We start from the raw sequence: 21,706 nt of genomic DNA, 5'->3' as shown, positions 1-21,706 counted from the left end.
GTCCCCCGCCAGCCTGCAACGCCGGGGGGGGGGGGCCCGCCGGGGGGGGGGGGGGGGGGCGCCCGGGGGGGGGGGGGGGGGGGGGGGGGCCCGCCGGGGGGGGCGCCCCGCTCCCGGTGCTGCGGGTTCAGCCGGCGTTCTCCGCCTGGGCCATCCAGGAGTACTTCTCCAGATCGGCGGTCAGGCCGATCAGGATGTCCTGGCTGACCGGGTCGGCCTCGGCGGTGGCCTCGATCCGGTCGCGCATCCTGGTGATCACGGCCGCCAGGCCGTCCACCAGCACGCCGATCGCCGCGCCGTCGGTCACCACGCCCTCCGGCGCGAGCGAGATCGCGCTGCTGCCGGCCACCGTCTTGGCCCGGCCGTCCGGCGAGACGCCGATCGCGGCGGCCCGCTCGGCGACGGTGTCGGCGTGCAGCCGGGCCAGTGCGACCACCTCGTCCAGCTGGAGGTGGACCGACCGGAACCTCGGACCCACCACGTTCCAGTGCAACTGCTTGGCCACCAGCGAGAGATCGACCAGATCGACCAGCGCCCCCTGCAGGGCCTCGCCCACCACCTTGCGGTCGGCGTCCGGCAGCGGGCTCTTGATGGCGTTCATCGACATGCCTCCTGTGCTCTCGACTCCGACGGCCAGCATGCCACAACAAATCGTATGAATAGGACATATCGCGTCACCCTGGCCGTCCCCCGACCCGCCTGCCCGGTCGGCCGCCTTCCATGCCTCCCCGTGTCCGGCGGTAAACCAGTTGCCCTGGTCGCGGGCTGACCTAGCATCGGCAGGGTGGCTACCGAACTCCAGCGCAGCATCGCCTTCCGGACCTCCTTCGCCCGCCGACAGGCGACCTCGGTGCGGGAGGTGGACGGCGGCTTCGTGGTGCGCAACGACGAGTTCCCGCTCTCCTACGAGCACAACCAGCTGCACCTGGACGGCACCGGCTTCGACCCGGCGGGGATCGTCGCCCTGGCCGACGACGCGCTGTCCTACGCCGACCACCGGCTGGTCACGGTCTACGACGACGCGCTAGGCGCGGCCTGCGTGCCGCTGCTCGTCGCGGCCGGCTACCAGCACGGCACCGAGCTGGTGATGCACCACGCCGGCCCGGCGCCCGCCGAGCCGCCCGCCGTACCGGCCGGGCCGGTGGAGGTGGCGGAGCTGGCCGCTCCGTACGGGGCGCGGCTGCGCGAGTGGATGCCGGAGCTGGGCGAGGAGGGCGTGCGACAGCTGGTGGAGCGCCGGGACGCCCGGCTGCGCGGTGCGGAGCAGGTGCTCTTCCTGGCGGCCCGCACCCCGGCGGGCGAGGTGGCCGCCTGGGCGGACCTCTACCTGGACCCGCCGACCGGCACCGCGCAGATCGAGGACCTGATCACGGCGCTGGAGCACACCCGGCACGGCTACGCGGACACCGTGCTGGCCACCGCGCTGCACCGGGCGGCCGGCGTGGAGCTGCGCTTCCTGATCGCCGACGGTGAGGACTGGCCGCAGTACTGGTACGGCCGCCGTGGCTTCACCGTGATCGGGCGGGGCCACTCCTTCACCCGCAACTGAGCTCCCTGGCCGGTTCGTTCCACCTGCTGACCAGTCCGTTCCGCCTGCTTCCGGTCCGGGGCGGGACATGATCGTATGGGGTGGAACGGCTGCCCTGACGGGGGGCTGACCGACCATCAGGAGAGCACGTGCGCAAGCTGGTCTACTTCATCGCCGCCACCCTCGACGGCCACATCGCCGCCCCGACCGGGGGTGACCCGACCGGGCCCGACGGTTTCTGGCCGATCGGTCAGGACTACGTCGAGCACCTGGTCGCCGAGTACCCGGAGACCCTCCCCGGTCCGGCCAGGGCCGCCCTCGGCCTGACCGGGCCGGGCGCTCGCTTCGACACCGTGTTGGAGGGCACCCACACCTACCGGATCGGCCTGGACGCGGGGGTCGCCAACGCCTACCCCCACCTGCGGCACCTGGTCTTCTCCCGCAGCCTGACCGAACTCCCGGACCCCGCAGTCGAGTTGGTTGCCACCGATCCGGTCGCCAAGGTGCGCGAGCTGAAGGCCGAGGAGGGCAGGGACATCTGGCTGTGCGGCGGCGGCGAGCTGGCGGGCACGCTCTACGGTGAGATCGACCGCCTGGTCCTCAAGCTCTCCCCGCTGAGCACCGGCTCCGGCATCCCGCTGTTCGGCCGCTCCACCCCGTTCGAGCCGCGCAGTTGGCGGCTCAGCGACCAGACCGCCCTCGGGAGCGGCGTCCTCTTCCTCACCTACGACCGGGTCTGAGTCCTGACCGGCCGGTCGGGTCAGCGCTCGTTCAGGCCAGTGCCCGGCGCAGCACGTCGCACAGCTCGGCGAGCTGACGCTGTGACACCTCGGCCGACAGGATGGCCTGCGAGCCGTGGAAGGTCCCGGGCCACTGGTGGAGTTCGACCGCTACGCCCGCCTGCATCAGCTGGAGGGCGTAGACGACCTCCTCGTCCCGCAGCGGGTCGAACTCGGCGGTCGAGATGTAGGCGGGCGGCAGGCCGGCCAGTTCGGTGGCCCGGGCGGGTGCGGCGTAGTGGTCGGCGGTGAGGCCGCCGAGGTAGTGCGCCCACATGGCGGTCAGCTTCTCCCGGTGGTGCCAGGGGGTGGCGGTGAAGTGCCGCTGGGACCAGGTCTCCTGACGGTCGTCCAGCATCGGCTGGTTGAGCAGTTGGAAGCAGACCGGCGGGCCGCTCCGGTCCCGGGTGCGCAGTGCCAGCCCGGCGGCCAGCCCGCCGCCCGCACTGTGCCCGCCGACCGCGATCCGCTCCGGGTCCACGCCCAGCTCGGCCGCGTGCGCGGCCAGCCAGCCGAGCACCGTCCAGGCGTCGTCCAGCGCCGCCGGGTAGCGGTGCTCCGGTGAGCGCCGGTAGTCCACCGAGACCACCAACGCGCCGGAGCCGTGGGCGAGTCGGGCCGCCCACGGGTGCTCGGTCTCCAGGTCGCCGAAGACGAACCCGCCGCCGTGCAGCCAGACGATCGCGGCCCGGGCACCGGCGGGCCGGTAGAGCCGGACCCGGACGTCCGGTCCGCCCGGCCCGCCCGGTGCGGTGCGGTCCTCGATCTCCAGCAGGTCGGCCTCGGGGGCGGGCCGGGCGGTCGCCCGTTCGGCGAAGTTGCGCCGGGCGGTCGGCGGGTCGGTCACGTCGGTGTCGGGCAGGAAGGGCACGAAGGCCTCGAGTTCGGGATCCATGGCCACCATCCTGCTCCGCCGCTCGGCGCCCGGTCAGCCGCCGTCCGTCGCGGTTCCGGTGCCGCCCGCGCGCCGTCCGGCGCGGGACCGGGCGGTGCCGGCCGGGCTAGGGTGCGGCCATGGAGGCACTGGCCGTCCGGCTCTCCGGACTCGATCCGTACCTGGATGGTGCGATCCGCATCATCGGCTTCTACGACACCCTGATGCGCCGCCGGGTCGACCTCCCGGCCCTCGCCCGGACCTCGGCCGGGCTGGCCGAGTGCGTGACGGGCATCCGCCTGCACGGGACGGGCCGGGCGGTCCGGTACTCGCCGCAGGGGGTGGAGGCGCCCGGGCCGGCCGGGGCGGTCTCGGCGCGGGCGGTGGTGACCCTCGACGAGGAGGAGATCGGCGAGGTCTGGCTGGAGCGGTCCGGCCGGTCCGGCCCGCTCGACGGGGTGCTGCTGGAACGGCTGGCCATCGCCGTCGCGGCGGTGGCCGAGCGGTACGGCCCGGCCCGGACCACGATGGCCGATCCGGCGCTGGTCGAGCTGGTCATCGGCTCGGACAGCGAAGAGGCCGCCCGGGCACGGGCGTTGCGGCTGCTCGGCTTCCGACCGGAGCGGCCCCTGTGGGTGGTGGCCGTTCGCGCCGCCGGTGTGCCGCTGGACCGGATCGGTGCGCTGATCTGCCCGGGGCAGCCGGTGAAGGCGGCGGTGGTGGGCGGGGTCGGGGTGCTGCTGTCGGCTGCCGTGGACCGTGCGGCCTTCCCGCCCGGGGTCCGGGCCGGGCTGAGCGACGACGCCGGGCCCGGCGGGGACGGGAGCGGGGGCCCGGCGCGCTCCTGGCAGCGGGCCCGGATCGCGCTGCGCTTCAGCTCGCCACGCGAACCGGTCGTGCACCACGGCGAGTTGGGGGCGCTCGCGCTGCTGGCCGCGATCCCGCCGGAGCTGGCCCGGGCCGACCCGGACGTGCTGGCCGTCGCCCGGATCGCCGCAGTCCCGGAGGACCTGGACACCCTGGACGCCTACGCCCGGACCGGCTCGCTGCGCCGGGCCGCCGAACTGCTGCACCGTCACCACAGCAGCGTGGCCCGCCGGATCGACCAGCTGGGCCGCGCCCTCGGGCTGGACCTCGCCGACCCGGCCGCCCTGGCCCGGGCCCGGCTCGCCCTCACCGTCTGGCGGCTGCTGGACGGGTCGGCCGGCGGGTGAAGCGGGAGCGTCGGTGCCAACTCTCTGCCCTTGCTGCTGTCTTGGTCGAAGAGCACCGGCCGGGCGGTGTCGTCCGGCCGGTGCCGGGGTGCACTGCTCAGGGGCGGGCGGTGAGGACCGCGAGCAGGGCCGCGAGGTCGGAGCGCCAGGGCTCGCCGTACTCGGTCTCGTCCCAGAGCTCGGCCAGTTCGGAGTCCGCACCGAGCACCCGGCCCAGTGCCGCCGCGGCCAGCTCCCGCAGGTCCGGGGCGAACGGCGGCAGCGGCTTCTTGGGTCCGTAGGCGACCGACACCGCCGTGCCGCCGGGGAGTTGGGCCGCTATCAGGGCGGCGGCGGCGACCGCCTCGGCGCCCTCGTCGCTCTCCAGGTAGTCCGAACTGTCCGCGACGGCGACCAGCACCCGGCGCAGGATCTCACCGCGCTCGGACTGCTCGGCCTCGTCCAGGAAGGCGGCGAAGTCGGCCGCGTTGTCGTTCTCGAACGGGCCGATGTCCCAGGCGCCCATGGCGTGCTCCCCAGTTCGGGTGGTGGTGTCCGGAGGATCATCGCAGCGTGGGGTGACATGCCGTTGGAGCGGGGTGGTCCACCGGCCGCACGGCCGGGGACCGTCCCGCCGCCGGTGCCGTGGCGGGGGTGCGGCTCAGCAGGGTGCGGTGGGCGTCCGGCACGGTCTGGACCAGGGAGGTGCCGCCGAGGTCGGTCAGCTCCGCGCGCAGGCCCACCCCCGTGGCCCGGCGGTGGCCGGGACGGTCGCCACGTCCCGGACCAGCGGCAGGCGCTGCCGGGTCGCCCCGCCGTCCACCGAGGGGGAGACGGCCGGCGAACGGTACCGGCCGTCGGCCGCCGTACCCCGGACGGTGACCGGCAGCCGCAGGGCCGGGTCGTCGCGGCGCAGCGCGGGGGAGAACCGGACCACGCTGAGCAGCAGCGGTGCCGGGCCGACCGGTGCGGTTCGGGTGGTGAAGGTCCAGTCGGCCGTCACCGTGGTCGCGGTGCCGGGCGCACCGCCGCGCCGCACCTTCGACCGCACCACCCACGTCCACCTCGGCGAACGCGCCGCGCTCACTCGTCCCGCCGACGCCTGGCCCACGGGCACCGTTCTCGGCACCTCGGCCGTCCTCCGCCGGGCCGTCGTCGACCATGCCGGAGACCTTCCGGCCCCCTCTGCGGCCTGCTTTCCCCCACCTCGTGGAATTCGTGGAATTCGTGCCTTCGCCGGCCCGCTGGAAGGCCCCGCAGTGGCCTTCGGCGGGGGTGGTTGCGGACTGTGGGGGTGCCCCGGGGGTGGTGGCCGAGGGGCCTCTCCGAGAGGCCGGCAGCCGACATCCTGAGGGTTCGTCAAACCTGCTCTGAACTGGTGTTTTTACGAATCTCCCCTAGGCTGGGGCTCGATTCGAAGGACCTTCGGGAGGGGTACCGTGTCTACGGAGAACCACGGCTACGAGGCCAGCGCGATCCAGGTGCTGGACGGTCGGGAGGTGGTCCGGAAACGGCCCGCGATGTACATCGGAACGACCGGCGAGCGGGGCCTGCACCGCCTGGCGTTCGAGGTCGCCGAGCACGCGGCGGGCATGGTCCTGGCCGGGGCGGCGAGCCGTGTCGACGTGACCCTGCTGCCCGACGACGGCCTGCGGGTCACGGTCGACGGTGGCACCGACCCGGCCGAGCTCCGCACGGCGCTGACCGTCACGGCCGGCGGCTGCGGGAGGCTGGGCCGCAACGGGCTCTCGCTCGGCTTCGGCCCCCTGCTGTACGTCGTGAACGCCCTCTCCGTCCGGTTGGAGGTCGAGGTCCGGCAGGCCGGTACGCGCTGGAACGCGCAGTACTCCCGGGGGTACGAGGTCAGTTCGACCACCGGAGCCGACCCGGCCGGGGGGAGCGAGCTGACCATGGTCTTCCGGCCCGACAGCGAGATCTTCGAGACCACGGAGTTCAGCCACCGGACCCTGGCCGACCGGTTTCGTGAACTCTCCTTCCTCTACCGGGACCTGGAGATCACCATCACCGACGAGCGCGGGCCGTCCGCGCCCGAGCGGCTGCGCTTCAGGGGCGAGCTCCGGGACTTCGTCGTCCTCCTGGACGGCGAACGGCACCCGGAGGTGATCGCCTTCCACCACGAAGACCCGAGAATGGCGGGCGAGTTGGACGTGGCCCTGCGCTGGCGACGGGACGGCGGCGAGGCCCGGGTCCGGAGCTTCGCCAACGGCTACCGCACCGAGGCGGGCGGCACCCACGAGGAGGGCCTGCTACGCGGACTGCGCTCGGCGCTCAAGGCCCACGCCCGGCCGGGGGAGCCGTCGCCGGCCGACGGGCCGGACGTGGGATGGGCGCAGCTCGCCCCCGGGCTGACGGCGGTGGTGTCGGTGAAGCTCGACGGGGAGCTCCGCCTCGAGGGCTGCACCCGGGACGCCCTGGGCAACGTCGAGGTCGCCGCCTGTGTCGAGGAGGCCGTCCACGCGCACGTCGCCGCCTGGCTGTCGGCCCATCCGGCCGAGGCCGAGGCCCTCGTCGGCCGGATGCTCCCGAGCCTCGGCGGTCCTGACGGGGCGTGACCCGCTGCCGGGACCGCCGGGATGGCCGTGACCGTGGCAGGATCGGAGCTGATCCGGGAGGGCGGTGGCCGGGGTGGTCGAGGGCTGGACGTGGGACGAGAGCCTGTTCGCGGGGGCGGCGGCGTACTACCGGCGGGGTCGACTCCCGTACGCGCCGGGGCTGGCGGCGGCGCTGGCCGAGGAGCTGGGGCTGGACGGGCGGGGGCGGCTGCTGGACGTCGGATGCGGGCCGGGCACGCTGGCGGTGCTGCTGGGCGGGTCGTTCGCGGAGGTGGTCGGGGTCGATCCGGACGCCGGGATGATCGCCGAGGCGCAGCGGGCGGCGGAGGCCGCCGGGCCGGCCGGGCGGGTCCGGTGGGTCCGGGCCCGCGCCGAGCAACTCCCTTCGGATCTCGGGGAGTTCGACGCGGTGACGTTCGGCCACTCGTTCCACTGGATGGATCAGGAGCGGGTGGCCGTCGCCGTCCGCGAGCTGCTCCGGCCCGGGGGTGCCTTCGTGCACGTCGCGGACTGGAAGGCGGAGCGCCGTTCGGTGGCGGGCCTGCCCCACCCGGTGCCGCCGCAGCCTGCCGTCGACGGGCTCGTCCGCCGCTACCTCGGCCCGCTGCGCCGGGCCGGCCAGGGCGTGCTGCCGCACGGCACCCCGGGCGGTGAGGCCGAGGTGCTGGCCCGGGCCGGGTACGCGGGGCCGAGCCGGCTCGTCGTCCCGGGCGGTCAGGTGCTGGAGCTCGACGCGGGCGACCTGGTGGCCCGGACCTTCTCGACCTCCTCCTCCGCCCCGCACCTCTTCGGCCCGCACCTGCCCGCCTTCGAGGCCGACCTGCGGGCCCTGTTGCAAGCGGCCTCGCCGTCCGGGCTGTTCGCCGAACGCCTCCCCGGCACCGAGGTCCGGATCTGGCGCACCGCCGGGCCCCGTTAGCGGCCTCAGTCGGTGGTGGCCGCATCCTACGGCGCGGAGCCTTCCGGAGGTATGGGAACGGAGTGGTCCGGCCCCGGGCGGACGGCTAGCGTGGCGGGTGTGACGGATCGTGAGACGTTCGTGGGCGGGGTCAACCGGGTGGTCCGGGAGGGCGGGGTGGTGCGGCGCCCGGCCGGGGCCTGGAGCCCGACCGTGCAACGGCTGTTGGCGCACCTGGCGGCGGTCGGGTTCACCGGGGCGCCGCGTCCGTACGGGCTGGGCGAGGGTGGTGCGGAGGAGTTCGTCGAGTACCTGCCGGGGGAGGTCGGGCACGACTTCGGCGCACCGCAGGTGCGGAGCGAGGCGTCGCTGGTGGCGGGTGCCCGGCTGCTCCGGGGGCTGCACGACGCCACCGTCGGGTTCGTCCAGGAGCCCTCGGACGTCTGGCAGTTGGATCCGAGGGAGCCGGCCGAGGTGATCTGCCACGGGGACGCGGCCACCTACAACACCGTCTTCCGTGACCAACTCCCGGTGGCCTTCATCGACTTCGACACCGCTCACCCCGGTCCCCGGCTCTGGGACGTCGCCTACACCGCCTACCGCTTCGTCCCGCTCTACGCCCCGGACGAGGCCGCGCACACCCGGCCGCTCCCGGAGGCGCGCCGCCGCCTGGCGCTCTTCGCCGAGGCGTACGGCCTCCCGGCGGCCGACCGGGTGGCCCTGCCGACGGTGGCGGCGGAGCGGTTGCGCGCGCTGGTGGCGTTCATGCACCGGCAGGCGGACGCGGGCCAGGCCGCCTTCGCCCGGCACATCGAGGAGGGCCACGACCGCCGCTACCTCACCGACGCCCGGTGGATCGAGGAGCACTTCTGATCCCTCGGACGCTCGGTGACGGTCCGTCATCCGGACGGCAGGTAGGTCCGTGCCGTGCGCCCGGACGAGCGTCGGGCAGGGCCGACCGGATGAAGAATCCCGGCACCGGGGGCGGCAGTCGGGGTGAACGGGGGCCGTCTGCCTAGCGTTGTGCGGTGACTCCGCCCGTGCGCCCCGCCACCCGTCCCCGTGTCGTCCGCCGACTGCTCGCGACGACCGTCGTGCTCCTGGCCACCGGCCTGGCCGCACCCGGCGTCGGCCGGGCCGACCAGATCCCCGACCGGTCGGGAGCGAGAGCGGGCGGGGGGTCGGTGCTGCTGAACGAGACGTTCACCGGCAGTTCGATCGCCGACCCCGGGTTCGTCCCGCTGGACTCGGTCTGCCTGACCGGGGCGGCCGGAGCGCCGCCGGCCGGCGAGTCGACCACCGGCCCCTGCACCGATGCCTCCCAGACCACCCCGTCGGTACCGACCCCGGGGGTCACCCCCGGCTGGCTCCAGCTCACCGACGGCGGGAACTACCGGGTCGGCGGGCTGCTCTACAACCGCCCGCTGCCCGGCAACGGCGGACTGATGGTCTCCTTCGACCAGTACCAGTACGGCGGCAACGGTGCCGACGGCATCGGCTTCTTCCTGGTGGACGGCGGCGTCGACCTGAAGACGGCGGGTGCGGACGGCGGCTCGCTCGGCTACGCCCAGCGCAATCTGGTGCCCGGGGTCGAGGGCGGCTACCTGGGCATCGGGCTCGACGCCTACGGGAACTTCGCCAACGACGCCGAGCAGCGCGGGCTGAACTGCCCCGCCGGGCAGAAGTCCCCGGTGAACGGCGGCAACCAGGTGACCGACTCGGTGACCCTGCGCGGGCCGGGGGAGGGGCTGGACGGCTACTGCTTCCTGGTCTCGACCATGAAGCCGGACGCGAGCCGGCCGGCCGGCCAGGTCACCACGCTGCCCGGCAACCTCCGGGCGGACACCACCGACCCCGAACAGGCCGTCCGGTCGGTCCGGCTGACGGTCAGTCCGGATGCCCGGCCGCTGGTGGTGGTCACCATCGACTTCCACGACGGGAAGGGCTTCCAGGAGGTGCTCCGGTACCAGATGGACACCCCCGCGCCGAAGACCTACAAGTTCGGCTTCTCCGGCTCCACCGGCGGCCTGACCGACACCCACCTGATCCGGAACCTGGAGGAGTCCTCGGTCGTCCCGCTGACCCAGCTGAACCTGGTCAAGTCGGTCGCCGGGGAGCGGACCGGGCGGCTGGCCAGGACGTACGCGGTGGGCGACACCGTCCGGTACGAGTTCCTGGTCACCAACACCGGCACCGCCGTCCTCGACCCGGTCACCGTGACGGACCCCCAGGTCACCGACATCTCCTGCCCCCGGACGGCGCTGGGCCCGATGGGCACCCCGACCGCCTCGATGGTCTGCACCGGCAGCCACGTGATCACGGTGAACGACTCGTTCACCGGCGAGTTCAGCAACACCGCGACCGCGCACGGCACCGCGCCGGACGGCGAGGACGTGCCGTCCAACCCGTCCACCGCGACCGTCCCGGTGCGCAAGCTGACGCCCGGCATGGAGCTCTCCAAGACCGCCTCGGCCGCCGAGGCCGCGCCCGGCGACACCGTGGCCTACACGGTGACCGCCACCAACACCGGCAAGGTCCCGATCGACCCGGCCTCCTTCGCCGATGACCTGACCGGTGTGCTGGACGACGCCCGCTACAACGGGGACGCCACCGCCACCTCCGGGACGGTCACCCGGGACGGCTCCGTGCTGCGCTGGACCGGTCCCCTCCCGGTCGGGGCGACGGTCACCGTGCGGTACACCGTCACCGTCGACTCCCCGGACGAGGGCGACCTGCTGCTGCGGAACACGGTGGACACCACCGTCCCCGGCGCCACCTGCGCCGACCCGGCCCGCACCGTGCGGGCGGGTGCGCTGCCGTGCGCGGTGCAGCTCCCCGTCGCCCAGCCGACGCCGAGCCCGACCCCGACGCCGAGCCCCAGCCCGACCCCCACGCCGACGCCGACCCCCGAACCGAGCCCGAGCCCGAGCGTCGGGCCCACGCCCAGTCCGGTGCCGACGCCGAGCCCCGACCTCCCGCCGCCGGGTGAGCTGCCCGAGACCGGCGCGCCGGTCACGGCGCTGGTCGGCGCGGCAGCCGGTTTGACGGCGGCCGGGGCGTTGCTGCTCCTGCGACGCGGCGGGCGCCTGCGGCGGCGCTGAGACCGTCGACGGTGCGTCAGGTCCGGCCGCCGGCCGGCCTGACCACCGGGCCGGAGCGGCTGCGGCGGGGGAGGCGCAGCAGGTCCGTGAGGGCGGCGCCGTCCTCGGCCCACCGCCGGAGCGGGGCCTCGCGTGACCGTGAACTGCGCCTGGTGGACGGCGAGTTGCTGGTCGGGCCGACCGGGGACGCCGGGCACGACCCGCTGCGGCACTACGCGGCGGCGACCCTGGCCGACGACTGACTGGTGCTCGGCAACGGCGAGCAGGTCGGACAGGTGGCGGAGCGGCTGCGGGGCGGGGCCGCGCCGGTGGTCGCACTGAGCGGGCTGGAGTACGAGCCGGATCCGCCGATCCGGACCTCCCGGATCACCGCGCTGATCAGCCGGGACGGCGAGCGGGCGGTGCTGGGTGCGGCGCGCCCGAGCCGGGCGGCCGGGCGCGGGGCGGGGCGGCTGAGCAGCAACGTGATGACGCTCGCGGTGGACGAGCTGCAGCCGGGGGAGGGCGTGCTGCTCACCACCTACCGCTCCGACGGGCGGGAGGTGGCGGTGGCCGCGCCGTACGACGAGGTGGCGGTGACGGCCGGGGACGCGGCTGAGCTGCTGGCCGGGATCTGGGCCGCGCTGAGCCCCGAGTACCGGGTGGCCGCCGTGGTGATCGACCCGGCGGAGGGGCCCGGCTCGCTGCTGCGGGTGGCGGCCTGAGGGACGGTCAGGCGCCGCGGAGGGTCTCCAGCTGGGCGGCCAGGGTGTCCGCGTGCTGGAAGGTGAGGCCGGCCAGGGCGACGTGACGCCAGGTCACGGTGGAGCCGCCGTCCAGGATGAAGACCGAGCGGCGCAGGCCCAGGCCGGGGACGGTGATGCCGTAGGCCCGGGCCACCGCGCGGTCCGGGTCGGCGAGCAGCGGGAAGCCGAGGCGGTGCTTGCGGGCGAAGCGCTCGTGGCTGTCCAGGTCCTGCGGGCTGATGCCCCAGACCGTCGCGCCGAGGTCACGGAAGCGGTCCAGGTCCGAGGTGTAGGAGCACAGCTGCTTCGTGCAGACGGGCGTGTCGTCCCCGGGGTAGAAGACCAGCACCAGTGGCTTCCCCTTGGCCTCCTCCAGGCGGTACTCCCGGCGCTCCGCCAGGTCCTCCACCAGGAGCACCCCGGGCAGCGAGAACGAGGGCGCCGAGGCCCCGACGACGGGTGGCTTGGCCATGGGGAGTGCCCTCCGGTGAAGACGCTGCCGGGACGTGCGGTTCACGGCCCTGGGCCTTACGGACGAGGTAGTACGGTGGCACTGTACTGGGTCAGCGCTGGTTGCCGGAGCACCGCCGGACTGCGGAAGGGGTCACGATGACCGCCATGGCCACCGATCGGCCGCAGATGCGGGTCGAGGAGTTCGAGCAGATCGCCGCAGCGGCGCCGGAGACGGTCACCCTGGAGTTCGTCGACGGAAGGCTGGGGGTCAAGGCCGTGCCCGATGGCGACCACGGAGCGATCGTCATGTGGCTGCTCCGGCAGTGCATGCAGCACCTGCCCGAGTGCGACCTGCACGTGGAGCAGGGACTCGCGGTCGAGCGGTACCGCACGGGGCGGGCCCGTCCTGATGGGGTGCTCGCTCCGGTCGCCCATTTCGCGGGTCAGGGTGAGTGGGCGGACCCCGACGGGGTGCTGATGGCAGTGGAGGTGACCTCCTACGACCAGGACACCGACCGTCGGGACCGGATCGAGAAGCCGGTGGCCTACGCCTGGACCGGCATCCCGGTCTACCTCCTGATCGACCGTGAACGTGGTGAGGTGACGGTCCACAGCGAGCCGGAGGACGGCCGCTACCGGACCACGGTGACCCGGGCCTACGGCAGCGAGCTGGAGCTTCCCGGGCCGGTCGGGTTCACCCTGGAGACGGAGATCCTCAAGCGCTACGCACGATGAGCGGACGTCAGCGGCGCGGGCCGTACATGATGACGGCGACGCCGGCCAGGCAGACCAGCGCGCCGAGCACGTCGGTGCGGGTGGGGCGGAAGCCGTCCAGGGCCATCGCCCAGAGCAGCGAGCCGGCCACGAAGACACCGCCGTAGGCGGCGAGGACGCGGCCGAAGTTCGCGTCGGGCTGGAGGGCGGCGACGAAGCCGTAGGCGCCCAGGGCGACGATGCCGAGGCCGGCCAGCCACCACGGGCGGGACTCCCTGACGCTCTGCCAGATCAGCCAGCAGCCGCCGATCTCGGCGACGGCGGCGAGCAGGAAGAGCAGGACGGAGCGCAGGACGGTCATGATCAGAGCCTAGGCGGCCGGGCCGAAACCGGGTTGTGGCGGGGCGCGCGGCTTGGTCGAATCGGGGGTGTGGAGAGACTTCTGGAGACCGGGCGGCTGGTACTGCGGCGATTCGGTGGTGCGGATCTGGACGCACTGGCGGAGCTGCACGGGGATCCGCTGGTGATGCGGTACATCGACACCGGGCGCCCGCAGCCGAGGGAGGCCGTGGAGCGCGAGGTGCTGCCGGCGATCCTCCGGGGGTACCGCGAACTCCCGGACGGGCTGGGCACGTTCGCGGTCCTGGCGAAGGCGGACGGCGCGTTCCTGGGCTGGGTCGCGCTGCAGCCGGCCGACAGCGTCGGCCTGGCGGCGGGCGGCACCGAGCTGGGCTACCGCTTCCGCCCGGCGGCCTGGGGCCACGGCTACGCCACCGAGGCGGCCCGGGCGCTGGTGGGGCACGCCTTCGCGCACACCGCCACGCCCGCCGTGGTGGCGACCACGATGACGGTGAACGCGGGCTCCCGGCGGGTGATGGAGAAGACCGGGCTGCGCCACGTCCGCACCTTCCACGAGGAGTGGCCGGACTACATCGAGGGCGCCGAGCACGGCGACGTGGAGTACCTGATCACCCGCCGGGAGTGGGAGCGGGCGGCTGTGGGCTGAGCCGCCGCGCGCCTACTGGCGGTAGGTGGTGAGGAAGCGGCCGATCCGGCTGATCGCGGTCTCCAGGTCGTCGGCCCGGGGGAGGGTGACGAAGCGGAAGTGGTCGGGGCGGGGCCAGTTGAAGCCGGTGCCCTGGACGATGTGGATCTTCTCGCGGAGCAGCAGGTCGAGGACGAAGCGCTCGTCGTCGACGATCCGGTGCACGGCCGGGTCGAGCTTCGCGAAGGCGTAGAGCGCGCCCTTGGGCTTGACGCAGCTGACGCCGGGGAGTTCGTTGAGCGCCCGGTGGACCACGTCGCGCTGCTCGGTGAGGCGGCCGTTCGGCAGCGTCAGGTCGTGGATCGACTGGTGGCCGCCGAGGGCGGCCTGCACGGCGTACTGGGCCGGGACGTTGGGGCACAGCCGCATCCCGGCGAGCATGGTGAGCCCCTCCAGGTAGTCCTTGGCATGCTGCTTGGGGCCGGAGACCACCAGCCAGCCGCTGCGGAAGCCGGCCACCCGGTAGGCCTTGGAGAGGCCGTTGAAGGTGAGGGTGACCACGTCGTCGGAGAGGGCGGCCAGGCAGTGGTGCTCGACGCCGTCGTAGAGGATCTTGTCGTAGATCTCGTCGGCCAGCACCATCAGGCCGTGGCGGCGGGCGAGTTCGAGGATCCCGAGGAGGAGCTCCTTCGGGTAGACCGCGCCGGTCGGGTTGTTCGGGTTGATGACGACGATGGCCTTGGTGCGGTGGGTGATCTTCGAGGCGATGTCGTCCAGGTCCGGGTACCACTCCGCCTCCTCGTCGCAGAGGTAGTGCACGGCCTTGCCGCCGGCCAGCCGGACCACGGCCGTCCAGAGCGGGAAGTCCGGTGCGGGGACGAGGACTTCGTCGCCGTCGTCGACCAGCGCCTGGACCGCCATCTGGATCAGCTCGGAGGCGCCGTTGCCCAGGTAGACGTCATTGACCGTCACCCCGGGGACGCCGCGCTGCTGGTAGTACTGCACCACCGCGCGGCGGGCCGGCAGGATGCCGCGCGAGTCGCTGTAGCCGTGGGCGTTCGGCAGGTTGCGGATGATGTCCTGGAGGATCTCCTCCGGTGCCTCGAAGCCGAACGGGGCGGGGTTGCCGGTGTTCAGCCGGAGCACGCTGTGGCCGGCCTCCTCCAGCGCGTTGGCCTGCTCGACCACCGGGCCGCGGATCTCGTAACACACGCCAGCCAGCTTGCTGGACTGCCGAAACTCCATCTGCGGCCTCCCGACCGTGGTACCCGTACCCCGTGACGCGCCGTCATCCGTCATCCGGTTGCTTTGTTCTACCAAGTACCCACTTGGAAAGTCCAACCTTTTGGCTATGCTGATCCGCATGTCACGCCGAAGCTACGACCAGTACTGCGCCGTCGCCCGCGCCCTGGACGCGGTGGGAGAGCGCTGGAGCCTCCTGATCGTCCGTGAACTGCTGCGCGGCCCGCGCCGGTACACCGACCTGCACGCCGACCTGCCGGGCGTGTCGACCGACATCCTGGCGGCTCGGCTCAAGCAGCTGGAGGCGGAGGCCCTGGTCGAGCGCCGCAAGCTGGAGCGGCCGGCCAATGCCACGGTCTACGAGCTCACCGAGCGCGGCCTGGCGCTGCGCCACGTGGTGGACGCGCTGGGTGCCTGGGGGCTGGACGCGCTGGGGGAGCAGCGGCCGACGGATGCGGTGCGCGGGCACTGGGTGACGGCGGCGACGGCGACGAACCCGGTCTGAATCGACCTGAGGCGGCCTCAAGGAGGTTCGGCGGTACGGGACTTCGCGGTGCACGGGGATGGTGCCCGGCCCGGGTGGCGCGCGAGGATGGGCGTTGCGCGTCTGTCCTGTCCACGCCAGAAACCGGAGCCCAGCATGAGCCGACCGAGCCCGAGCCGACCGAGCCCGAGCCGTCGCGAGGTCCTGAGGTGGGGAGCCGGAGCCGGTGGTACGGCCGTGCTGGCCACCCTGGGCATCGCGGTGGCGGCACCCGCGAGCGCCGTCGGCCCCTCCGGCTCGGACTGGATGGCCGCGCTGGACGGCGGCCTGCCGCTCACCCGGCTGACCATCCCCGGCACCCACGACTCCTGGTGCACCGACCCGGCCAACGGCACCGAGTGGTCGCACACCCAGAACTGGGGCCTGCCACAGCAGTTGGAGAAGGGCATCCGGTTCTTCGACATCCGGCTGAATGGGCTCCAGGGGACCGCCAGTGAGCTGGGTGTCTACCACGACCGCTTCTACCAGTACCACCGCTTCCAGGATGTGCTGAACGCCTGCCGCGACCACCTGCGGCGCTTCCCCGGCGAGGTGCTGGTGATGCGGGTGCGGAACGAGCGGGCGGGCGGACAGGCGCTGGGCGACGAGGAGTTCGCCCGCCGGATCGGGTACTACCTGGACGATCCGGCAATGAATTACCGCAGCCTGTTCTGGACCGAGCCCCGCTGGCCCCGGCTAGGCGAGGCCCGGGGCCGGATCGTCTTCGTGGCGGACTTCGGCAACTCCTGGCCGGTGATCCAGTGGTCCAGCGGGAGCAACGGCTTCTTCCGCACCCAGGACACCTGGCAGGGGGTGTCGACCGGGCAGAAGTCCACCCTGGTGGAGCAGTGGTTCGACCGGGCCTTCTACGACCAGGGCGCGGCCGAGATGTACGTGAACTTCACCAGCTACGCCAACGGCCTCTGGCCGAAGACCCAGGCGGGTGCCATCCTGCCCCGGGTCTTCCGCTACCTGGACGCCCGGAAGACCGAGCGGATCCACCTCGGCATCGTGCCGATGGACTTCCCGGACTTCGACGAACGGATCGTCGGCCTGCTGATCGGGAAGAACTTCCTCTGACGGCGCCGGGTCCGGCCGCGTGCCCGGTCGCGCCCGGCCGGGTGCGGCGGGCGTCCGGGCGGATCAGCGCCGGGCGGCCGTCCGGGCGACGAGCAGGTCGTGGCGGGCCCGGTGGTCCACCCGTTCGGCGGCCCGGGCGAGGACGGCCGCCCGGGCCCCGGCCGAGTCGGCGGGTGCCGGGGCGAACAGACCGGCGGAGGCGCGGACCTGCCGCCGCCAGTCGTCCCGCCAGAACTCCACCGTCCAGCCCGGCCAGAGCGCGGGGACCAGGTCCGCCTCCGGGGTGAAGTACGCGCACCACCAGCCCAGCCGGTGACGCTTCGGGTCGAGGTGGAGGCCCGAGGCGGCGGGCAGCCGGACCACCCCGTGCCGGGGGGCGTCCGCCAACCGGGCCAGCAGCGCCGGACCCTCGCGCACCGGGTGGTCGGCGACGGCGGAGGTGACGTGCGACCGGCCGCCCGGCAGGGTGATCACCACGGTGTTCGGGTCCTCGTCGGCCAGCTCCTCGTCGTCCGGGGCCAGCAGTTCCTCGGGGTGGATCCGCCGGACGCCGGCACGGGCGCCGGTCGGGTCACGGCCCACCAGGGCCAGCAGGTCGGCCTGGCCCTGGTGGAGCCAGCGCACCCGCCAGCCCGGCCAGACCTCGGCCAGCAGGGCCAACGTGGCCTCCCGGTGCCGGAGTTCGACGCTCGGTCCCTCCCCGACGAAGTAGGCCAGCACCCGCCGGGCCAGGTCCACCACCACCCCGGCCTGCGCGTGGAGGTCGTCCAGCCACCAGCCGTCCCGCTTGAGTCCGGGCAGCGAGGCGAGCAGCGCGTCCGGCCCGGCCAGCAGGTCCAGGTCGAGCTCGACCGCCCAGCCCGACCGGTACAGCTCCTTGGTGCCGTCCTCCCGCACCACGACGATGTTCGCCCTGTCTCCCACCGCACCAGGATGACAGCGGGCCGGCCGGTGGCGCCACGAGGTTCCGGCGGCGGCGTCCGAGGGGCGGAAAGAAGGTGAGCGCCGCAGGTGGGAGGGGCTATGTTCCGCGGATGACGGTCACTCACCAACTTGCCCAGGTCAACCTCGCCCGCCTGCTCTACCCGCTCGACGGCCCCGAACTCGCCGACTTCGTCCGTGCGCTGGACCCGGTCAACCAGCTCGCCGAGGAGGCGAACGGCTTCGTCTGGCGGTACACCGAACCGGCCACCGCCGGGGAGAAGGTGGTCTTCGACGACGAGTGGCTGATCGTCAACATGTCGGTCTGGCGCGACCCGGACGCGCTGGAGGCGTACGTCTACAGCCCGGGCCACATAGCCGTGCTGCGCCGGCGGCGGGAGTGGTTCGCCCGGGTGGGGGAGGTGATGACCGCGCTCTGGTGGGTGCCGGCCGGGCACCGGCCGACCGTGGCGGAGGCGGAGGAGAAGCTGCTGAAGCTGCGGGCGGAGGGGCCGGGGCCGCAGGTGTTCACGCTGCGGGAGGGGTTCCCGCCGCCCGGTGCCTGAGCGGTTGCCCGGTGCCTGAGCGGCCGGGCGGGCCGGACGGCGGGGGTGGCCCGGGAGGGGCGGGGGCGGGCCCGGTGGAAGTGGTCCGGCCGGAGCCGCTGGGGGGGTGGTGCGCCGGGAGGCCGTCCGGCTCGTCGGCGCCCACCCGGCGGAGTTCGGCGGACTCGGTGGAGCTGGCCGGTCCGCCGCCCGGCACCCGGACGGTGAGCGCGGGTGCCGGCCAGAGCGGTGATCTCCACGGCCGGGCCGGTCTCCTACCGGACCTCCCGCGTCTCCCGGACGGCCGCGCCGGGCAGCGACCCGCCGAGGTCCGTGCCGCCGGGGAGCGCGTCCAGCGGCCGCCGGCCGCCCGCCCGACGGTGCGGCAGGACGCGTCCGGTGAGGTCGGTGACCACGGCCCGTGGTGGCGACCACCGGACGGGCGGGCCCGGGGCGGCCGGGGCGTGGTTGCCCTCGGTGCGGGCGGTGCGGACCCCTTGGCGGGCGGGGGCCGCACCCGCCGTCGAGTCCGGCCCCCGGGGCGGGCGGGCTACGCCTAGGCGATCAGGGCGGTGCCGACGGTGCGGAAGCCGACCCGGCCGTAGATCCGGGCCACGTCGTCGTCGCCGGCCGAGAGGAAGACCGTCCGGACGCCCCGGGCCCGGGCGTCGGTGACCAGGGCGGCGGTGACGGCGTGACCGAGGCCCTGGCGGCGGGCGCTGGGGAGGGTGCCGATCCCGACCAACTCGGTGACCTCGCCGACGGGTTGGTGCTGGCCGCCGCAGAGGGCGGTGCCGTCCGGGCCGAAGGCGGCGGCGACCACGGTCAGGCCGTCGCGGATCCGCCGGGCGATCCGCTCGGCCGTCCCGTCCTCGGCCAACCGGGCGGTGAAGGCGGCCAGTTCGTCGCTCCCCGCAGTGCCGATCGCGGTCCCGGGCTCGCCGAAGGAGAGGTAGGCCACCGCGATCGCCTCGGCCAGTGACGGGTCGTCCGCGCCGACCAGCCGGACGGTGACCTCGGCCGGGGGTGCGGGGGCCGGTGCGTCCGCGGAGTCGGAGAGCACCATCAACGGGTGGCCGTGGACGGCCAGTCCGGTCGCCTCGACGGCCGCCCGCAGGCCGGGGGTGGTCTCGGCCACCCACTCGAAGGCCTCGGCCACCCCCTCCTCGCGCTGCCGGGCCCGGACCCGCTCGACGTCCTCGGCGGTGGCGCCGGGGCCGGTCCAGCCGAGGGTCGGGCGGGCGTAGTAGGGGAAGCCGGGCCCGTTGCGCAGGAACAGCGAGAGCGGGCCGAAGTCCTCGGCCCGGGCGGCGCTGCGCGGGACGGCGTCGTAGTACCGCTCCAGGCGGTCGAGCAGCCCGGCGGTGCCCGCAGCGGCGGTGCCCGGGGAAGTGGGGTTCGGGGAGGCGGAGTGCCGGTCGGCAGCGGTGTCATCGGTCACGGGCGAATGAAAGCAGCAGGCCGCCCGGGGCGCCACCCGATTGTCCGGGCGGCCCGCCCGGCAGCCCGATGGGGGCCCGCCGGATGCGCCGGGGCCCTGCGCGTACGATCGTGCTGCCATGACGAACCAGACCGCCACCACCACGTACCGCAGTTACGTCGCGCTCGGGGACTCCTTCACCGAGGGCATGTGCGACGACCTGCTCCCCGACGGCCACTACAGGGGCTGGGCCGACCGCGTCGCCGAGGCGCTGGCGGCCGAGGTCGCGGCGGCCGGGCCCGGCCCGGCCTTCCGCTACGCCAATCTGGCGGTGCGGGGGAAGCTGATCGGCCAGATCCGGGACGAGCAGGTGGACGCAGGCGCCGCGATGGCGGCCGAACTCGTCACCCTGGCCGGCGGGTTGAACGACGTGCTGCGGCCTGGCTGCGACATCGAGCTGGTCGAGCGGCTGCTCGGCGAGTCGGCGGAGAAGCTGCTCGCGGGCGGTTCCACCGTGGTGATGTTCACCAGCACCGACCCCACCCGGCGGCTCGGCGGCAGCGCGCGGCTGCTCCCGGCGATCCTGCGGATGAAGGCGTACGTCGAGGGCCTGACCCGGCGTCACCCGAACCTGCGGGTGGTGGACCTGTTCTCCGCGCCCTGCTTCGACGACCGCCGGCTCTGGGACGAGGACCGGCTGCACCTCTCCCCGGAGGGCCACCGCCGGGTGGCCGTCGCGGTGCTGGAGGCGCTCGGCCGCCCCGCGCCGTTCGACTGGCGCGCCCCGCTGCCGCCCGCCGCGCCGCGCAGCCGGACCGCCGAGGCCGGGGCCGACCTGAGGTGGCTGCGCGCCCACCTGGGCCCGTGGATCGGCCGCCGTCTCACCGGCCGCTCCTCCGGCGACGGCCGGCCCCCGAAGCGGGCCGAGCTGCTGCCGTACGGGGACTGACGTGCGGTCAGGCCGGCCCCGCCCACTCCTCCCCGGAATCCGGAGCGCCCGATGAGCTCGCCCAGCCCGGCAGCCCCGGCAGCCCCGGCAGCCCCGGCAGCCCTGGCCGGCCCGCCCGGCCCGGCCCGGCGGCTCCCCGCCGTCGTGCGGCTGGCCGCCCTCCCGACGGTGCTGGCCGCGATCTGCGGGGCCGTCTTGCTGGCGCCCGCCGAGGACCCGGAACCGCCGTTGGAGCCGGGGCACCCGCAGGGCCGGGCGGCCGGGCACTGCGACGCGCTGATGGCGGCGTTGCAGGCCGTCAGCGTGCGGGGGTACGGCCCGGCGCCGGACAGCCGGCCGGACCGGTACGTGCTGGCCTGGCAGAGCAGCCCGAGGACGGTGCTGCGCTGCGGGGTCGACCGGCCGGCCTCGCTGGAGTCGTTGGAGAACCGGCGGAAGCCCTCGCCGGCCGTCTCGGGCGTGGTCTGGTACGACGAGCCGGACGGCCGGGGTGGGCACCGGCTCACCACCACCCGGCGGGGCGTGTACGTGGAGGTCACCGTGCCGGCCGGGGCCCATCCCAGCCCGCTGGACCCGCTGGCCGACCTCTCTCCCCGGGTCCGGGCCTGGATCCCCGACCTCGCCGGGGACACCGGGGTGGACGACGAACCGCCGCTCCCGGGCGAGGACGCCACCGGGTGATGCGTCCGAGCAGGTGAGTCCCGACGGCTCGTCAGTTCTGCCGCTCTGTCATCCGTCGTACTGCTGGCCCTCCAAGCCGGGCGACACCATCACCTACAGCGTCCTGGTCACCGACACCGGGAGTGTGACGCTGCGTGACATCGTGCCCGGCGAGGGCGAGTTCACCGGCGCCGGCCCGATGGGTCCGGTCAGCTGCCCGGAGCAGCGCCCGCTGCTCCCCGGACAGCGGACCACCTGCACGGCCAAGTACACCGTCCGGGCGGCCGACCTGACCGGCAGGCCGCTGCGCAACACGGCCACCGCGGGCGGCCGTACCCCGGACGGCGCCTCGACGCTCTCGCCGCCCGCCACCGCGACGGTGGACAGCGTGGCCCCGGCCGCACCGCTGCCGCTGCCGCACACCGGCTCCGATGGCGTGTGGCTGGAGGCGGGCCTCGCGCTCGGTCTGGTGGCCGTCGGTGGTTCGGCCCTGCTGATCGCGCGCCGGAGGCGCCGTGAGCCGTAACGGCAGACCGCTCCGCT

Annotated in this window: 25 protein-coding genes and 1 pseudogene; 17 read left to right on the top strand and 9 right to left on the bottom strand. The window is 74.5% G+C overall.

The genetic code is table 11. The features are described from left to right. Positions 1-127: 127 nt before the first annotated feature. Positions 128-601 carry a Dps family protein gene (locus ACIRBX_RS18890; protein ID WP_402298022.1) on the bottom strand — a complete coding sequence of 158 codons (474 nt, stop codon included), beginning with the start codon at positions 599-601 and terminating at the stop codon, positions 128-130. A 183-nt stretch (positions 602-784) separates the two neighbouring features. Between ACIRBX_RS18890 and ACIRBX_RS18885 the strand changes: the two genes are divergently transcribed. After that, a complete protein-coding gene (locus tag ACIRBX_RS18885) occupies positions 785-1,549 on the top strand; it encodes a GNAT family N-acetyltransferase (protein WP_402298021.1) in 765 nt (254 codons plus the stop codon). A 128-nt stretch (positions 1,550-1,677) separates the two neighbouring features. After that, on the top strand, positions 1,678-2,268 hold the full coding sequence (locus tag ACIRBX_RS18880; RefSeq protein ID WP_402298020.1) for a dihydrofolate reductase family protein: 591 nt from the start codon (positions 1,678-1,680) through the stop codon (positions 2,266-2,268). A gap of 31 nt (positions 2,269-2,299) precedes the next feature. Here ACIRBX_RS18880 and ACIRBX_RS18875 read toward each other — a convergent pair whose 3' ends face one another. Then, positions 2,300-3,202, bottom strand: coding sequence for an alpha/beta hydrolase (locus tag ACIRBX_RS18875; RefSeq protein WP_402298018.1), 903 nt, complete (start codon positions 3,200-3,202; stop codon positions 2,300-2,302). A gap of 119 nt (positions 3,203-3,321) precedes the next feature. Between ACIRBX_RS18875 and ACIRBX_RS18870 the strand changes: the two genes are divergently transcribed. Continuing rightward, entirely contained in the window at positions 3,322-4,395 is a 1,074-nt protein-coding gene (locus ACIRBX_RS18870) for a helix-turn-helix domain-containing protein (RefSeq protein ID WP_402298017.1), read from the top strand. A gap of 97 nt (positions 4,396-4,492) precedes the next feature. Here the strand turns inward: ACIRBX_RS18870 and ACIRBX_RS18865 are convergent, their stop codons facing one another. Both ACIRBX_RS18865 and ACIRBX_RS18860 read right to left on the bottom strand, forming a co-directional pair. Next, complete coding sequence (locus tag ACIRBX_RS18865; RefSeq protein WP_402298015.1) at positions 4,493-4,900, bottom strand: DUF4259 domain-containing protein; 408 nt, start codon at positions 4,898-4,900, stop codon at positions 4,493-4,495. 195 nt (positions 4,901-5,095) lie between these two features. Beyond that, complete coding sequence (locus ACIRBX_RS18860; protein WP_402298013.1) at positions 5,096-5,428, bottom strand: hypothetical protein; 333 nt, start codon at positions 5,426-5,428, stop codon at positions 5,096-5,098. 385 nt (positions 5,429-5,813) lie between these two features. Between ACIRBX_RS18860 and ACIRBX_RS18855 the strand changes: the two genes are divergently transcribed. The 6 genes from ACIRBX_RS18855 (at position 5,814) to ACIRBX_RS18830 (ending at position 11,650) form a co-directional block, all read left to right on the top strand. Beyond that, on the top strand, positions 5,814-6,947 hold the full coding sequence (locus ACIRBX_RS18855) for a DNA gyrase subunit B (protein ID WP_402298012.1): 1,134 nt from the start codon (positions 5,814-5,816) through the stop codon (positions 6,945-6,947). A 73-nt stretch (positions 6,948-7,020) separates the two neighbouring features. Then, positions 7,021-7,866 carry a class I SAM-dependent methyltransferase gene (locus tag ACIRBX_RS18850; protein WP_402298425.1) on the top strand — a complete coding sequence of 282 codons (846 nt, stop codon included), beginning with the start codon at positions 7,021-7,023 and terminating at the stop codon, positions 7,864-7,866. A gap of 99 nt (positions 7,867-7,965) precedes the next feature. After that, complete coding sequence (locus ACIRBX_RS18845) at positions 7,966-8,718, top strand: aminoglycoside phosphotransferase family protein (RefSeq protein WP_402298011.1); 753 nt, start codon at positions 7,966-7,968, stop codon at positions 8,716-8,718. Positions 8,719-8,873: 155 nt separating this feature from the next. Continuing rightward, positions 8,874-10,946: a hypothetical protein gene (locus ACIRBX_RS18840; RefSeq protein ID WP_402298008.1), complete on the top strand. Its 2,073-nt coding sequence runs from the start codon at positions 8,874-8,876 to the stop codon at positions 10,944-10,946. Positions 10,947-11,032: 86 nt separating this feature from the next. Next, entirely contained in the window at positions 11,033-11,188 is a 156-nt protein-coding gene (locus ACIRBX_RS18835) for a hypothetical protein (protein WP_402298006.1), read from the top strand. A gap of 3 nt (positions 11,189-11,191) precedes the next feature. Continuing rightward, entirely contained in the window at positions 11,192-11,650 is a 459-nt protein-coding gene (locus ACIRBX_RS18830; protein WP_402298004.1) for an IMP cyclohydrolase, read from the top strand. Between the two features lie 7 nt (positions 11,651-11,657). On the opposite strand, the gene ACIRBX_RS18825 is transcribed toward ACIRBX_RS18830, so the two are convergent. Further along, entirely contained in the window at positions 11,658-12,143 is a 486-nt protein-coding gene (locus ACIRBX_RS18825; protein WP_402298003.1) for a peroxiredoxin, read from the bottom strand. Between the two features lie 137 nt (positions 12,144-12,280). Here ACIRBX_RS18825 and ACIRBX_RS18820 point away from each other — a divergent pair, with 137 nt between their 5' ends. After that, positions 12,281-12,859 carry a Uma2 family endonuclease gene (locus ACIRBX_RS18820; protein ID WP_402298001.1) on the top strand — a complete coding sequence of 193 codons (579 nt, stop codon included), beginning with the start codon at positions 12,281-12,283 and terminating at the stop codon, positions 12,857-12,859. A gap of 7 nt (positions 12,860-12,866) precedes the next feature. Here the strand turns inward: ACIRBX_RS18820 and ACIRBX_RS18815 are convergent, their stop codons facing one another. After that, positions 12,867-13,199: a YnfA family protein gene (locus ACIRBX_RS18815; protein ID WP_402298000.1), complete on the bottom strand. Its 333-nt coding sequence runs from the start codon at positions 13,197-13,199 to the stop codon at positions 12,867-12,869. Positions 13,200-13,268: 69 nt separating this feature from the next. On the opposite strand from ACIRBX_RS18815, the gene ACIRBX_RS18810 reads away from it, so the two are divergent. After that, a complete protein-coding gene (locus ACIRBX_RS18810; RefSeq protein ID WP_402297998.1) occupies positions 13,269-13,844 on the top strand; it encodes a GNAT family N-acetyltransferase in 576 nt (191 codons plus the stop codon). A 12-nt stretch (positions 13,845-13,856) separates the two neighbouring features. Here the strand turns inward: ACIRBX_RS18810 and ACIRBX_RS18805 are convergent, their stop codons facing one another. Further along, positions 13,857-15,068: a pyridoxal phosphate-dependent aminotransferase gene (locus ACIRBX_RS18805; RefSeq protein WP_402297997.1), complete on the bottom strand. Its 1,212-nt coding sequence runs from the start codon at positions 15,066-15,068 to the stop codon at positions 13,857-13,859. A gap of 118 nt (positions 15,069-15,186) precedes the next feature. On the opposite strand from ACIRBX_RS18805, the pseudogene ACIRBX_RS18800 reads away from it, so the two are divergent. Continuing rightward, positions 15,187-15,537: pseudogene (locus ACIRBX_RS18800) on the top strand (winged helix-turn-helix transcriptional regulator); the annotation flags it as partial. Between the two features lie 168 nt (positions 15,538-15,705). Then, positions 15,706-16,668 (top strand): phosphatidylinositol-specific phospholipase C, encoded by a 963-nt coding sequence (locus tag ACIRBX_RS18795; RefSeq protein ID WP_402297995.1) that lies wholly within the window; start codon positions 15,706-15,708, stop codon positions 16,666-16,668. 63 nt (positions 16,669-16,731) lie between these two features. Here the strand turns inward: ACIRBX_RS18795 and ACIRBX_RS18790 are convergent, their stop codons facing one another. After that, positions 16,732-17,592 carry a hypothetical protein gene (locus tag ACIRBX_RS18790; RefSeq protein ID WP_402297994.1) on the bottom strand — a complete coding sequence of 287 codons (861 nt, stop codon included), beginning with the start codon at positions 17,590-17,592 and terminating at the stop codon, positions 16,732-16,734. A gap of 110 nt (positions 17,593-17,702) precedes the next feature. On the opposite strand from ACIRBX_RS18790, the gene ACIRBX_RS18785 reads away from it, so the two are divergent. Next, positions 17,703-18,155: a DUF3291 domain-containing protein gene (locus tag ACIRBX_RS18785; RefSeq protein ID WP_402297993.1), complete on the top strand. Its 453-nt coding sequence runs from the start codon at positions 17,703-17,705 to the stop codon at positions 18,153-18,155. 535 nt (positions 18,156-18,690) lie between these two features. Here the strand turns inward: ACIRBX_RS18785 and ACIRBX_RS18780 are convergent. Then, positions 18,691-19,575: a GNAT family N-acetyltransferase gene (locus tag ACIRBX_RS18780; RefSeq protein WP_402297991.1), complete on the bottom strand. Its 885-nt coding sequence runs from the start codon at positions 19,573-19,575 to the stop codon at positions 18,691-18,693. Positions 19,576-19,693: 118 nt separating this feature from the next. Between ACIRBX_RS18780 and ACIRBX_RS18775 the strand changes: the two genes are divergently transcribed. The 3 genes from ACIRBX_RS18775 to ACIRBX_RS18765 are packed head-to-tail and all read left to right on the top strand — an operon-like array spanning position 19,694 to position 21,689. Then, positions 19,694-20,503, top strand: a complete 810-nt coding sequence (locus ACIRBX_RS18775) for an SGNH/GDSL hydrolase family protein (RefSeq protein ID WP_402297989.1) — start codon at positions 19,694-19,696, stop codon at positions 20,501-20,503. Positions 20,504-20,554: 51 nt separating this feature from the next. Continuing rightward, positions 20,555-21,184 (top strand): DUF3515 family protein, encoded by a 630-nt coding sequence (locus ACIRBX_RS18770; RefSeq protein WP_402297988.1) that lies wholly within the window; start codon positions 20,555-20,557, stop codon positions 21,182-21,184. Positions 21,185-21,197: 13 nt separating this feature from the next. After that, on the top strand, positions 21,198-21,689 hold the full coding sequence (locus ACIRBX_RS18765; protein ID WP_402297986.1) for an LPXTG cell wall anchor domain-containing protein: 492 nt from the start codon (positions 21,198-21,200) through the stop codon (positions 21,687-21,689). Positions 21,690-21,706 lie beyond the last annotated feature (17 nt).

This window comes from Kitasatospora sp. NPDC096147, from assembly GCF_044763225.1.
Taxonomy (GTDB): Bacteria; Actinomycetota; Actinomycetes; order Streptomycetales; family Streptomycetaceae; genus Kitasatospora.
The sequence above is the reverse complement of the archived record's forward strand: the minus strand, read 5'-3'. Positions and strand labels throughout refer to the sequence as shown.